Raw genomic sequence first — 13,728 nt, forward strand, 5'->3', positions numbered from 1 at the left:
CCCGGTCCCCGCGCCGACGCCGGCGCCCGTGGCCGCCCCCACGCCGGCCCCGGCGCCGGTCGCGCTGCCCGCATCGGCACCGGCTGAAGCCACGCCGCCCGTCGTCGCTGCGCCGGCGCCCGAAGTCGTTGCCAGCGCCCCAGTCGTCGCGCCGCCGCCGCCCAAGCCGGCTCCGGCGCCTGCCCCGGTGGCCGAGCCGCCGGGCTTCTTCGCCTCGCTGTTCGAAGACAACCTGCCGGCCGTGCTCGGCGGCCTGGCCGTGCTGCTGCTCGGCGGCTTCGCGGCCTGGCGCTTCAGCAAGCGTGCCAAGCGCGACAGCGGCGAGACCTCGTTCCTCGAAAGCCGTCTTCAACCCGACTCGTTCTTCGGCGCCAGCGGCGGTCAGCGCATCGACACGCGCGATGCCGGTGGCGCCTCGTCGTCGATGAGCTACTCGCTGAGCCAGCTCGATGCGATCGGCGACGTCGACCCGGTCGCCGAAGCCGATGTCTACCTGGCCTATGGCCGCGACCTGCAGGCCGAGGAAATCCTCAAGGAAGCGATGCGCGCGAGCCCGGAGCGCCTGGCGATCCGCACCAAGCTGCTCGAGGTCTACGCGAAGCGCCGCGACACCAAGGGCTTCGAGCTGCTGGCCACCCAGCTGTTCGGCCTGACCGGCGGCCAGGGCGAGGACTGGGCCAAGGCGCAAGAGATCGGCCAGCAAATCGATCCGGAGAACCCGATGTACCGCCCGGGCGGCGCGCCGTCCACCGGTGCCGGCGAGGCCCGTCCGTCGGCCGAGCTGCTGGGTGCCAGCACGATGCCGCAGTCGGTGCTGCCGTCGCCGTCCGAGTTCGGCACCAGCGGATCGCATGGCAGCGGCTTCGACACCACCGGTGGTGGCGGCATGGACCTCGACCTCGACCTGGCACTGCCGGGCAGCACCTCGTCGCACGCCTCGCGCCTGCCCGAAGAGACGCAGCCGCTGCCGACCGCCGAGGCCGTGCATTCGCTGGACGACATGAGCTTCGACCTGCCGCTCGAGCCGCCGTCGGCACCGCCGCCGCCGGCCCCGCGCAGCGCCGTGGGCAGCGGCTCGATGGACTTCGACCTGTCCAGCATCTCGCTGGACCTGGGCGACGCGACGATCCCGGCACCGCCCGCGGCGTCGCGCGCCGCACCGGCGCCCGCATCGGCCAACGAGTTCGGCGACATCGACCTGGGCGACGCGCCGGACGACGGCTCCGACCCGATCGCGCGCAAGCTCGAACTGGCCGACGAGTTCCGCCAGATCGGCGACATGGAAGGCGCCCGCGACCTGCTGCAGGAAGTGGTGGCCAAGGCCAGCGGCGCGACAAAGTCCCGCGCGCAAGCCATGCTGAACGATCTCGGGTGAACGGCGAGAGACTGGCCCTCGGTATCAGCTACCAGGGCCAGGCCTACCAGGGCTGGCAGAGCCAGCCGGGCGGGCAGACGGTGCAGGACCACCTTGAACGGGCGTTGTCGCAATTCGCGGCCACGCCCGTTCGCACGATGTGCGCCGGGCGCACCGATGCGGGCGTGCACGCGCTGAACCAGGTGGTGCACATCGACGCGCCGGTGCCGCGCGAGACCGAATCGTGGATGCGCGGCAGCAACCGCTTCCTGCCGTCCGACATCGCGGTGCAGTGGTGCCGTCCGGTGCCGGACGACTTCCACGCCCGCAACAGCGCGCGCGGGCGCCGCTATGCCTACCTGCTGCTCGAGTCGCGCGTGCGCGCCGCCATCGAGGCCGGCGCGGCCGGCTGGGTGTTCCGCCCGCTCGATGGCGATGCGATGCGCGAGGCCGCCCGGGCGCTGATCGGCGAGCATGACTTCAGCGCCTTCCGGGCGGCAGGTTGCCAGTCGCCGACGCCTGTCAAGACGTTGCACGCGATCGGCATCCGCCGCTTCGGCGCCTACTGGCGTTTCGACTTCGACGGCAACGCCTTCCTGCACCACATGGTGCGCAACATCATGGGTTGCCTGGTGGCGATCGGCGCCGGCCAGCGCGCGCCCGATTGGATGGGCGAGGTGCTGGCCTCGCGCACGCGCAGCGTGGCGGCACCGACCTTTGCCCCCGACGGGCTGTACTTCGTCGGGCCGTACTACGATGCGCGCTTCGAGATCCCGAGCCACACGCCGCCGATGGACTGGCTTCCCGGTGGCGCCGACCCGACCCGATGAGCCTTCGCACCCGAATCAAGATCTGCGGCCTGACGCGCGAGGCCGACGTGGATGCCGCCGTCGAGGCCGGCGCCGATGCCGTGGGCTTCGTGCTGTATGAGCGCAGCCCGCGCCATGTGACGATCGAGCGCGCCGCCGAACTGGCGCGCAGGCTGCCGCCCTTCGTCACGCCGGTCACGCTGTTCGTCAACGCGGCGCCGGCATCGGTCGAGCGCGCGGTCGCCGCCATCCCGAACCTGCTGCTGCAATTCCATGGCGACGAGACCCCGGACGACTGCAGCGCGGCCGGCCGGCCCTTCCTGCGCGCCGCGCGCATGGCGGGGGATTTCGATTTGCTAGACTTCGCCGCTCAGTACCCGCTCGCCCAGGGGCTGCTGCTCGACGCCCATGTCGATGGGTATGGTGGGGGCGGAAAGGTCTTCGATTGGTCACTCATTCCTCGAAACGTGCGCTCTCCAGTCGTTTTGTCTGGTGGGTTGCATGCCGGAAATGTGATCGAAGGAATTCTTCGGGTGCGGCCCTGGGCCGTTGACGTGAGTTCCGGCGTCGAACAGGCCAAAGGCATCAAGGATGCCGAGGCCATCCGCCGATTCTGCGATGCCGTGCGCGAAGCCGATGCGCGCATCGCGGCCACCCCGACCTGAAGCGAGTCATTCCATGTCCAAGTACCAGCAACCCGATGCCAACGGGCATTTCGGGCCTTATGGCGGCACCTTCGTCGCCGAAACCCTGATCCACGCGCTCGATGAGCTCAAGGCTGCCTACGCCGAGGCGCAGCGCGACCCGGCCTTCCAGGCCGAGTTCCAGAGCGAGCTGAAGCACTTCGTCGGCCGGCCCAGCCCGGTCTACCACGCCGCGCGCATGAGCCGCGAACTGGGCGGCGCGCAGATCTACCTGAAGCGCGAGGACCTGAACCACACCGGTGCGCACAAGGTGAACAACACCATCGGCCAGGCGCTGCTGGCGCGCCGCATGGGCAAGCCGCGCGTGATCGCCGAGACCGGCGCCGGCCAGCACGGCGTGGCCACCGCCACCATCTGCGCCCGCTACGGCATGGAGTGCGTGGTCTACATGGGCAGCGAGGACGTCAAGCGCCAGTCGCCCAACGTCTACCGCATGAAGCTGCTGGGCGCGACCGTCGTGCCGGTGGAAAGCGGCTCGAAGACGCTGAAGGATGCGCTGAACGAGGCGCTGCGCGATTGGGTCACCAACGTCGAGAACACGTTCTACATCATCGGCACCGTGGCCGGGCCGCACCCGTACCCGGCGATGGTGCGCGACTTCCAGCGCGTGATCGGCGACGAATGCCTGCTGCAGATGCCCGAACTCGCGGGACGCCAGCCCGACGCGGTGATCGCCTGCGTGGGCGGCGGCAGCAACGCGATGGGGATCTTCTATCCGTACATCGAGCACGAGGCCACGCGGCTGATCGGCGTCGAGGCCGCAGGGCAGGGCCTGGACACCGGCAAGCATGCCGCGAGCCTGAGCGCCGGCTCGCCCGGCGTGCTGCACGGCAACCGCACCTACCTGCTGCAGGACGAGAACGGCCAGATCATCGAGACGCACTCGATCTCCGCCGGCCTCGACTACCCGGGCGTCGGTCCCGAGCATGCGTACCTGAAGGACACCGGCCGTGCCGAGTACGTCGGCATCACCGACGACGAGGCGCTGAAGGCCTTCCACCACCTGTGCCGCACCGAGGGCATCATCCCGGCGCTCGAGTCGTCGCACGCGGTCGCGCATGCGATGAAGCTGGCGCCGACGATGCGCCCCGACCAGATCCTGCTCGTCAACCTGTCGGGCCGCGGCGACAAGGACATCGGCACCGTGGCCGACCTGTCGGGCGAGAAGGTGTACGACCAGCCCTCGGCCGCCGGCCAGGCCGTGAAGGGGCTGAAATGAGCCGCATCGCCACCCGTTTCGCCGCGCTGAAGAAGGAAGGTCGCAAGGCGCTGATCCCGTACATCACCGCCGGCGACCCGTACCCGGACGCCACCGTCGAGCTGATGCTCGCGATGGCCGAGGCCGGTGCCGACGTGATCGAGCTCGGCGTGCCGTTCTCCGACCCGATGGCCGACGGCCCGGTGATCCAGAAGGCGGCCGAGCGTGCCCTCGCCAAGCAAATCGGCATGCTGCAGGTGCTCGACTACGTGCGCGGCTTCCGCCGGCGCGACACGACGACGCCGCTGGTGCTGATGGGGTATGCAAACCCGATCGAACGCTACGACCAGCGCCATGGTGCGGATGCCTTCGTGCGCGACGCCGCCGAGGCCGGCGTCGACGGCGTGCTGGTCGTCGACTACCCGCCGGAAGAGTGCGAGGCCTTCGCCGCGCGGCTGAAGGCCAGGCAGCTCGACCCGATCTTCCTGCTGGCACCCACGTCGACCGAGCAGCGCATGAAGGACGTCGGCCGCATCGCGACCGGTTACGTCTACTACGTCTCGCTGAAGGGCGTGACCGGCGCCGGCCACCTGGACACCGCGGCGGTGGCCGCGATGGTGCCCCGGATCAAGGCCCATGTCGGCGTGCCGGTCGGTGTAGGCTTCGGCATCCGCGATGCGCAGACGGCGATCGCGGTGGCCCGGGTATCCGACGCGGTCGTGATCGGATCCCGCATCGTGCAATTGCTTGAAACCCAGACGCGCGACAATGTCGTTCCCGCGGCCGCGGCGTTCATCGCCGAGATCCGGACCGCCCTCGATACCCTGAAAGGAGCTCCTGCATGAGTTGGCTTGAGAAACTGCTTCCGCCGAAGATGCAGCAGACCGACCCGAGCGAGCGCCGCACGGTGCCCGAAGGTCTGTGGATCAAGTGCCCGTCCTGCGACACCGTGCTCTACAAGAGCGACCTCGAGCAGAACATCAACGTCTGCCCGAAGTGCAGCCACCACCACCGCATCCGCGCGCGTGCGCGGCTCGATGCCTTCCTCGACGGCGAAGGCCGCTATGAGATCGGCCAGGAGGTGCTGCCGGTCGACGCGCTGAAGTTCAAGGACAGCAAGCGCTACCCCGAGCGGCTGAAGGAATCGCTGGAAAGCACCGGCGAGACCGATGCGCTGGTGGTGATGGGCGGCGCGGTGCACAGCATCCCGCTGGTGGCCGCCTGCTTCGAGTTCGACTTCATGGGCGGCTCGATGGGCTCGGTGGTCGGCGAGCGCTTCGTGCGCGGCGTCGAGACGGCCGTCGAGCAGAAGGTGCCCTTCGTCAGCTTCGCGGCGACCGGCGGGGCGCGCATGCAGGAAGGGCTGCTGAGCCTGATGCAGATGGCCAAGACCAACGCGGCGCTGACGCTGCTGGCGAAGGCGAAGCTGCCCTACGTCAGCGTGCTGACCGATCCGACGATGGGCGGCGTGTCCGCGAGCTTCGCCTTCGTCGGCGACATCGTGTTCGCCGAGCCGAAGGCGCTGATCGGCTTCGCCGGCCCGCGCGTGATCGAGAACACCGTGCGCGAGAAGCTGCCCGAGGGCTTCCAGCGCGCCGAGTTCCTGGTCAAGACCGGCGCGATCGACGGCATCGTCGACCGGCGCGAGCTGCGCGGCGCGATCGCCCGTTCGCTGGCGATGCTGCAGCGGCAGAGCGCCGACGCGGTGGCCTGAAACACGCCGCGCCCCCACGGAAGGCGGCCTCGGCCGCCTTTGTTTCTTTGCAGTCCGGATGCCCGTCCGGGGATCGTCCTCCACGAATCGACATGGCAACGCCCACCACCCTGGCCGATTGGCTCGCCCACTGCGAGCGCCTGCACCCCAAGGAGATCGACATGGGGCTGGAGCGCAGCCTCCTGCTGAAGCAGCGCCTGGACATCGCCTTCAAGGTGCCGGTGATCACCGTGGCCGGCACCAATGGCAAGGGGTCCACCTGCGCGATGCTCGAGGCCATCGGGTTGCAGGCAGGCTACCGCGTCGGGCTGTACATCAAGCCGCACTTCGTGCACTTCGAGGAGCGCTGCCGCGTCAACGGCCGCAGCGTCGAGGCCGCCGAGCTGATCCCGCACTTCGAGGCGGTCGAGGAGGCGCGCGCCGGCATGGCGCTGACCTACTTCGAGTTCACGACCATGGCGATCCTGCGGCTGCTGGCCAGCGCGCCGCTGGACATGGTGATCCTCGAGGTCGGCCTGGGCGGGCGGCTCGACACCGTCAACGCGATCGACACCGATTGCGCGGTGATCACCAGCATCGACATCGACCACACCGCCTACCTGGGTCCCGACCGCGAATCGATCGGCCGCGAGAAGGCCGGCATCATGCGCGCCGGCAGGCCGGTGGTGGTGGGCGACCCGGTGCCGCCGGCCAGCATCGTTGCGCGGGCCGCGGAGCTGGGCGCCGACCTGCGCCTGCTGGGCCGCGATTTCAATTACGCCGGCGACAAGCAGCAATGGGGCTGGGGTGGGCGCGACAAGCGCTTCAGCGGGCTGGCCTACCCGGCCCTGCGCGGCGCCAACCAGCTGCTGAATGCCTCGGCCGCGCTGGCGGCCTTCGAGGCGCTGCGCGACCGGCTGCCGATCACCGCGCAGTCGGTGCGCAACGGCTTCGCGACCGTCGAGCTGACCGGCCGCTTCCAGATCGTTCCCGGGCAGCCGACGCTGGTGCTGGACGTCGCGCACAACCCGCATGCGGTGGGCGCGCTGGCCGAGAACCTGGACCAGATGGGCTTCTTCCCGCGCACCCACGTCGTGTTCGGCGCGATGGCCGACAAGGACCTGGAGGCCATCCTGCGCCGCATGGCACCGCTGGTCGATGCGTGGCATTTCACCGACCTGCCGATCCCGCGCGCGGCCAGTGCCGAGCACCTGCAACAAATGCACGAGCGCCTGGCGCTGAAAGGCCCCGGCCCGGTCGCCACATTCCGTCACGACAGCCCCGAGGCCGCGCTGCGCGCCGCGCTGGAGGGCGCGGACCCCGCTGATAGAATCGTGGTCTTCGGCTCGTTCTTCACCGTGGGCGGCGTGCTGAAGGACGGCATCCCCCGTCTGTCCGCCAAGCACCTGGGCTGATCACCGCTCTGCTCACCTGGAATCAGCTCTTCATGGGTCTGCTGTCTTTCCTGAAGCGCACGCCGGGCAATGCGTCCAACGCGAAGGCGAAGGCGCCGCCGGCCGCAGAATCCCCCGACACCGTCGCGCAGGCCCGCACGCGCGCCCGCCAGCGGCTGATCGGCGCCGCGGTGCTGGTGATCGCCGGCGTCATCGGCTTCCCGCTGCTGTTCGAGACCCAGCCGCGGCCCTTGCCGGTCGACACGCCGGTCGAGCTGAAGCGCGATGGCACCGCCGCCCCCGTGCCGGCCGCCACGCCGAAGCCTGCTGCGGCCAAGCCGGCGCCGCTGCCGCCGAGCGTGATCACCGAGAGTCCGGCCGATGCCGGGCGCGAGCTGGCGGCGTCTGCGCCGGTGGCTGCACCGGCTCCGCCGGTGGTGGCCGCCGTCGCGCCGAAGCCGGCGCCGGTGGAGCGCAAGCCGGCCGAGAAGCCTGCTGACAAGCCGGCAGAAAAGCCCGCCGAGAAGCCCTCCGAGAAACCCGCCGCCAAGCCCGCTGCCGACAGCGCCCGCGCCCAGGCCTTGCTCGACGGCAAGCCCGCCGTTGCCGAGGCACCCGGTCGCTTCGTCGTGCAGGTCGGCGCCTTCGCCGAGGTCACCGCCGCGCGCGAGGCGCGCCACAAGGTCGAGAAGCTCGGCCTGAAGACCTACACGCAGGTCGTCGAGACCTCGGCCGGCAACCGCATCCGCGTGCGCGTCGGCCCGTTCGCGTCGCGCGACGAGGCCGACAGGGCGGCCGTGAAGATCAAGTCCGCCGGCCTGCCGTCGGCCATCCTGACGCTGTGACGGCGCACGATGGGCTGGGTCGATGGCATCCTCCTCGGCATCCTGGCGATCTCGGTCGTCGTCGGCATCGTGCGCGGCCTGGTGTTCGAGCTGCTGTCGCTGCTCGGCTGGTTTGCCGCCTGGTTCGCGGCCCAGTGGCTGACGCCGATGGTCGCGCCGCACATCCCGGTCGGCCGCATCGGCTCGGGCATCAACCAGGCCGCGGCCTTCGCGATCACCTTCGTCGCGGCGCTGATCGTCTGGGGCATCGTCGCGCGGCTGCTGCGATTCGTGATCCATGCCACGCCGCTGAGCTTGGTCGACCGCCTGCTGGGCGCGTTCTTCGGGCTGTTGCGTGGCGTGATCGTGCTGCTGGCCATCGGGCTGGTGGTGGGCATGACGCCGCTGGTGACATCGCCGGCCTGGCGCGCATCGATCGGCGCGCCGTGGCTCAATGGTGCGTTGGCGGGCTTGAAGCCGCTGCTTCCGCCTCAACTCTCTTCCCATCTGCCTGCCTGACCCGGGCGGGCTGACCCACCAAGGAAACCCTCCCATGTGCGGCATCGTTGGCGTGATATCCAGAACGCCGGTCAACCAGCTGATCTACGACGCGCTGCTGCTGCTGCAGCACCGCGGCCAGGATGCGGCCGGCATCGTCACCATGCAGGGCACCAAGTGCTTCATGCACAAGGCGCGCGGCATGGTGCGCGACGTCTTCCGCACCCGCAACATGCGCGGGCTGCCGGGCACGGTGGGCCTGGGCCAGACGCGCTACCCGACGGCCGGCAACGCCTACAACGAGGAAGAGGCGCAGCCGTTCTACGTCAACGCGCCGTTCGGCATCGTGCTGGTGCACAACGGCAACCTGACCAACGCGCACTCGCTGAAGCAGGAGCTGTTCGACATCGACCGCCGCCACATCAACACCGAGAGCGACACCGAGGTGCTGATCAACATCCTGGCGCACGAGCTCGAGATGGCCGCGCGCGACCTGCCGCTCACGACCGAGGAAATCTTCAAGGCCGTGAGCGCGGTGCACAAGCGCATCAAGGGCTCGTACGCGGTGGTCGCGCTGATCGCCGGCTACGGGCTGCTGGCCTTCCGCGACCCGTTCGGCATCCGCCCGCTGTGCTTCGGCGAGGCGATGACGCCGGACGGCCCCGAGGTGATGGTGGCCAGCGAATCGGTGGCGCTCGAAGGCACCGGGCACAAGCTGGTGCGCGACGTGGCGCCGGGCGAGGCGGTCTTCATCGACCTGGCCGGCAAGGTCCACACGCAGCAGTGCGCCGAGAACCCGACGCTGAACCCGTGCATGTTCGAGTTCGTCTACCTGGCACGCCCCGACTCGGTGATGGACGGCGTGTCGGTCTACCAGGCGCGGCTCAACATGGGCGAGACGCTGGCGCAGCGCCTGATCTCGACCATGCCGCCGAACGAGATCGACGTGGTGATCCCGATCCCCGAATCGAGCCGCCCGTCGGCGATGCAGCTGGCGCAGAAGATCGGCAAGCCGTACCGCGAAGGCTTCGTGAAGAACCGCTACGTCGGCCGCACCTTCATCATGCCGGGGCAGGGCGTGCGCAAGAAATCGGTGCGCCAGAAGCTGAACGCGATCGCGGTCGAGTTCAAGGGACGCAACGTGCTGCTGGTGGACGATTCCATCGTGCGCGGCACCACGTCGAAAGAGATCGTGCAGATGGCGCGCGAGGCCGGTGCGCGCAAGGTCTACATGGCCTCGGCCGCGCCGCCGGTGCGCTTTCCCAACGTCTACGGCATCGACATGCCGACCAGCGAAGAGCTGATCGCGCACAACCGCAGCATCGAGGAGATCCGGCAGTTCATCGGCGCCGATGCGCTGATCTACCAGGACGTCGCCGCGATGAAGAAGGTGGTGGGCGCGCTGAACCCGTCGCTGAACGGCTTCGAGGCCTCGTGCTTCGACGGCTATTACGTGACGGGCGACGTGTCGGCCGCCGACTTCGACGCCATTGCCACGCAGCGCAAGTCGCAGGGCGACGAGGAAGAGGGCGGCGACCGCTCGCGCCTCGCATTGCAGAGCGCGACGGAGCAGGGTTGATGGTGCAGGGGCGCATCCCTCGCGTGGCGCTGCCGGCCGACGCGCGGCGCGACACGCTGGCCGTGCGCGAAGGGCTGCCGCCGAGCGCCTGGGGCGAGAACTCGGAAGCGCTGTTCCTGACCAGCAGCTTCGTGCAGCCGGATGCGGCCAGCGCCGCGGCGCGCTTCGCGAACGAGGAAGAGGCGTTCATCTACTCGCGCTTCAGCAACCCGACGGTGACGATGTTCGAGCGGCGCCTGGCGGCGCTCGAAGGCGCGCAGGCCTGCATCGCCACCGCCAGCGGCATGAGCGCGATCCTGCTGCTGGGCATGGCGCTGCTGAAGGCGGGCGACCACGTGGTCTGCTCGCGCAGCGTGTTCGGCGCGACCATCATGCTGTTCGGCCGCGAGTTCGCGAAGTTCGGCGTCGAGACCAGCTTCGTGTCGCAGACCGATCCGGCACAGTGGCGTGCGGCAATCAAGCCGAACACGAAGCTGCTGTTCGCCGAATCGCCGACCAACCCGCTGACCGAGGTGTGCGACATCCGCGCGCTGGCCGCCATCGCGCACGAGGCCGGCGCCTTGCTGGCGGTCGACAACTGCTTCTGCTCGCCGGCGCTGCAGCGGCCGATCGAGTACGGCGCCGACCTGGTCGTGCACTCGGGCACCAAGTACCTGGACGGGCAGGGCCGCGTGATCGCGGGCGCCGTGTGCGGGCCCGAGTCACTGATCAACGACAGGTTCGTGCCGGTGATGCGCAGCGCCGGCATGTCGCTGTCGCCGTTCAACGCCTGGGTGGTGCTGAAGGGGCTGGAGACGCTGTCGATCCGCATGCAGGCGCAGGGTGCGCGCGCGCTGGAGCTGGCCGGCTGGCTGGAGCAGCAGCCGCAGGTCGAGCAGGTGTTCTACCCCGGCCTGCGCTCGCACCCGCAGCACGCGCTGGCGATGGCGCAGCAATCGGGCTCGGGCGGCGCGGTGCTGTCGTTCACCGTGAAGAGCGGCGACGCGGCGAGCGCCCGCAGGAATGCCTTCCACGTGATCGACCGGACGCAGGTCTGCTCGATCACCGCCAACCTGGGCGACACCAAGACGACCATCACGCACCCGGCCAGCACCTCGCACGGCCGGCTGACCGAAGAGCAGCGCCAGGCGGCCGGCATCACGCAAGGCCTGGTGCGCGTGGCCGTCGGCCTGGACGACGTGCAAGACCTGAAGGCCGACCTGCTGCGCGGCCTGGATACCCTTTGATTCCCTGACCCCATGACCCGACCGATCCGCACCCGCATCGCCCCGTCGCCCACCGGCTTCCTGCACCTGGGCACGGCCCGCACCGCGCTGTATTCGTGGGCCTTCGCGCGCCACCATGGCGGCGAGTTCGTGCTGCGCATCGAGGACACCGACGTCGCGCGTTCGACGCAGGATTCGGTGGACCAGATCCTCGCGTCGATGCGCTGGCTGGGGCTGGACTGCGACGAGGGGCCGATCTACCAGATGCAGCGGCTGGACCGCTACCGCGCGGTGGTCGACCAGATGCTGGCCGAGGGCAGCGCGTACCGCTGCTACACGACGCCGGCCGAACTGGACGCGATGCGCGAGGAACAGCGTGCGCGCGGCGAGAAGACGCACTACGACGGGCGTTGGCGCCCCGCGCCGGGCAAGACCTTGCCGGCACCGCCGGCGGGTGTCGAGCCGGTGATCCGCTTCGCCAATCCGCAGGACGGCATCGTCAGCTGGGACGACCTGGTGAAGGGCCCGATCAGCATCGCCAACAAGGAGATCGACGACCTGATCATCATGCGTGCCGACGGCGTGCCGACCTACAACTTCGCGGTGGTGGTCGACGACTGGGACATGGCGATCAGCCACGTGTTCCGCGGCGACGAGCACGTCAACAACACGCCGTGGCAGATCAACATCTTCCACGCGCTGAAGGCGCCGCTGCCGCTGTTCGGCCACGTGCCGGTGATCCTGGGGGACGACGGGCAGAAGCTGTCGAAGCGGCGCGGCGCGGTCAGCGTGACGGCGTACGAAGAGAACGGCTTCCTGCCCGARGCGATGCTSAAYTACCTGGCGCGCCTGGGCTGGAGCCACGGCGACGAGGAGCTGTTCTCGCGCGAGCAGCTGGTGTCGTGGTTCGACGGCAGCCACCTGTCGAAGAGCCCGGCGCAGTGGGACGCGGCCAAGCTGGCGTGGGTCAATGCGCACTACCTGAAGACCATCGACGAGCGGCGCCTGGCGGCCCTGGTGGTGCAGCAGTTCGCGCGCCGCGGCGTCGTGGTGGCGCAGGCCGACGTGGCGCCGCGCTGCACGCTGTTCAAGGACCGCTGCTCGACGACGGTGGAACTGGCCGACTGGCTGCAGATGTTCTTTGCCGACGTGTCACCGAGCGCGGAAGACCTGGCGGCGCACGTGACCGATGCGGTGAAGCCCGCGCTCGCGACGCTGCGCGAGAAGCTCGCCACGGCGGAGTGGAGCAAGGCCGCGATCGCGGCCGCGATCAAGGAAACGCTGGCGGCGCACGGGCTCAAGATGCCGCAGCTCGCGCATGCCGTTCGCGTGCTGGTGTGCGGGCGTGCGCAGACGCCTTCGGTCGATGCGGTGCTCGAGCTCTTCGCAAGAGAAAAAGTTTTGAGCCGTTTGCAGACCGCCTGAAAAGCTGCCTATAATCGTGGTCTTCGCTAGTGAGAACAGCGCAGCGTTCTGAAAGAGGTTTGAAAGAGCTTCCGACAGAACCACCCAAGAGGATTCATTGGGGGTATAGCTCAGCTGGGAGAGCGCTTGCATGGCATGCAAGAGGTCAGCGGTTCGATCCCGCTTACCTCCACCAAGACTCTAAAGTTTTGGGGCGCGCTGTTCGAAACGGTGAAGGCGGTTGGCAACAACAGATAGCAAAATCGAAGGTTTCAGTCCCCTTCGTCTAGAGGCCTAGGACACCACCCTTTCACGGTGATTACAGGGGTTCGAATCCCCTAGGGGACGCCAAGTTTGGCAGGGCTTGCGCGAAGAACTAAAGTCGAAAGACGGTAGTTCGATGCGGAACCTGCTGCGGTAAGAAGAAACTGGAGTGGTAGTTCAGTTGGTTAGAATACCGGCCTGTCACGCCGGGGGTCGCGGGTTCGAGCCCCGTCCACTCCGCCAACAAAAAGCCCTTGTGAGTCAATGACTTGCAAGGGCTTTTCCGCTTTCGAAGGGGCCATCTTTTTTGCTGCCGCTCGCGAACGTCAGCTTCTATGAGGCCTCGTTCGTCAGTCCGCCTTTTGATCTGAGCCTCGACGGGTGGGTGCACCACATGCTCAATGCTTGCCGTGCTGGAGGTAACGCCACAGTGCGATGGCCAGGCGGCGCGCGAGTGCGACGATGCCCACGCGGCGCATGCACTGGTCCCCTGCCGCGAAGCGCCGGTGGATTCACTGGGTCAGCCAGCTGGCGGGCTGCAAACGCAGCCATCCCCACGGCAGCCAACGCCGAGTGAGCTTCTTGGTCGCGGCTGGAGGTGCTTCGCCCACCGGTGCGAGCTCCCCGGCTGCCTGGGGCTGACGCCCATGCCTTTCGACAGTGGTGGCAGCCAGTGGTGGCAGCCAGGTCGAGCAAGGCATCAGCAAGGCGGGCAACAAGCGAGCGCGGAGGTTGCTGGTGGGGGTCCGACTGGAGCCGCGCAGCAAGGCGCCGGTGCTGCTCGCCTTGCGGCGCGCAGCGG

12 protein-coding genes, 3 tRNA genes and 1 pseudogene are annotated in these 13,728 nt (G+C 69.0%); all 16 read left to right on the top strand.

What is annotated here, in order from left to right; all coding sequences use genetic code 11:
- Positions 1-1,375 (top strand): motility hub landmark protein FimV (locus tag AC1DYN_RS04780; protein WP_477957967.1); only part of this gene is annotated, 1,375 nt, incomplete at its 5' end.
- Entirely contained in the window at positions 1,372-2,184 is an 813-nt protein-coding gene (gene truA / locus AC1DYN_RS04785; RefSeq protein WP_477957968.1) for a tRNA pseudouridine(38-40) synthase TruA, read from the top strand. The genes AC1DYN_RS04780 and truA, both read left to right, overlap by 4 nt.
- Positions 2,181-2,828, top strand: a complete 648-nt coding sequence (locus AC1DYN_RS04790; RefSeq protein WP_477957969.1) for a phosphoribosylanthranilate isomerase — start codon at positions 2,181-2,183, stop codon at positions 2,826-2,828. The genes truA and AC1DYN_RS04790 overlap by 4 nt, the downstream gene beginning before the upstream one ends.
- A 13-nt stretch (positions 2,829-2,841) precedes the next feature.
- Positions 2,842-4,086 (top strand): tryptophan synthase subunit beta, encoded by a 1,245-nt coding sequence (gene trpB, locus AC1DYN_RS04795; protein ID WP_477957970.1) that lies wholly within the window; start codon positions 2,842-2,844, stop codon positions 4,084-4,086.
- Positions 4,083-4,910: a tryptophan synthase subunit alpha gene (trpA, locus tag AC1DYN_RS04800; protein ID WP_477957971.1), complete on the top strand. Its 828-nt coding sequence runs from the start codon at positions 4,083-4,085 to the stop codon at positions 4,908-4,910. The genes trpB and trpA overlap by 4 nt, the downstream gene beginning before the upstream one ends.
- On the top strand, positions 4,907-5,779 hold the full coding sequence (gene accD, locus AC1DYN_RS04805; RefSeq protein WP_477957972.1) for an acetyl-CoA carboxylase, carboxyltransferase subunit beta: 873 nt from the start codon (positions 4,907-4,909) through the stop codon (positions 5,777-5,779). Before trpA ends, accD begins: the two co-directional genes overlap by 4 nt.
- Positions 5,780-5,871: 92 nt before the next feature.
- The gene (gene folC, locus AC1DYN_RS04810; protein WP_477957973.1) at positions 5,872-7,173 is read left to right on the top strand and encodes a bifunctional tetrahydrofolate synthase/dihydrofolate synthase; all 1,302 of its coding nucleotides are present in this window, start codon (positions 5,872-5,874) and stop codon (positions 7,171-7,173) included.
- A 32-nt stretch (positions 7,174-7,205) separates the two neighbouring features.
- Entirely contained in the window at positions 7,206-7,997 is a 792-nt protein-coding gene (locus tag AC1DYN_RS04815) for an SPOR domain-containing protein (protein WP_477957974.1), read from the top strand.
- A 9-nt stretch (positions 7,998-8,006) separates the two neighbouring features.
- Complete coding sequence (locus tag AC1DYN_RS04820; protein WP_477957975.1) at positions 8,007-8,495, top strand: CvpA family protein; 489 nt, start codon at positions 8,007-8,009, stop codon at positions 8,493-8,495.
- A gap of 34 nt (positions 8,496-8,529) precedes the next feature.
- Positions 8,530-10,053, top strand: coding sequence for an amidophosphoribosyltransferase (purF, locus tag AC1DYN_RS04825; RefSeq protein WP_477957976.1), 1,524 nt, complete (start codon positions 8,530-8,532; stop codon positions 10,051-10,053).
- Positions 10,053-11,279: an O-succinylhomoserine sulfhydrylase gene (locus AC1DYN_RS04830; protein ID WP_477957977.1), complete on the top strand. Its 1,227-nt coding sequence runs from the start codon at positions 10,053-10,055 to the stop codon at positions 11,277-11,279. The genes purF and AC1DYN_RS04830 overlap by 1 nt, the downstream gene beginning before the upstream one ends.
- A gap of 12 nt (positions 11,280-11,291) precedes the next feature.
- Entirely contained in the window at positions 11,292-12,683 is a 1,392-nt protein-coding gene (gene gltX / locus AC1DYN_RS04835; RefSeq protein WP_477957978.1) for a glutamate--tRNA ligase, read from the top strand.
- Between the two features lie 99 nt (positions 12,684-12,782).
- Positions 12,783-12,858 (top strand) — tRNA-Ala (locus tag AC1DYN_RS04840).
- 79 nt (positions 12,859-12,937) lie between these two features.
- A tRNA-Glu gene (locus AC1DYN_RS04845) sits at positions 12,938-13,013 on the top strand.
- Positions 13,014-13,092: 79 nt separating this feature from the next.
- A tRNA-Asp gene (locus AC1DYN_RS04850) sits at positions 13,093-13,169 on the top strand.
- A 347-nt stretch (positions 13,170-13,516) separates the two neighbouring features.
- Positions 13,517-13,667 (top strand): annotated as a pseudogene (locus AC1DYN_RS04855) (transposase); the annotation flags it as partial.
- Positions 13,668-13,728 lie beyond the last annotated feature (61 nt).

Source organism: Rhizobacter sp. P2_D12 (genome assembly GCF_056404395.1).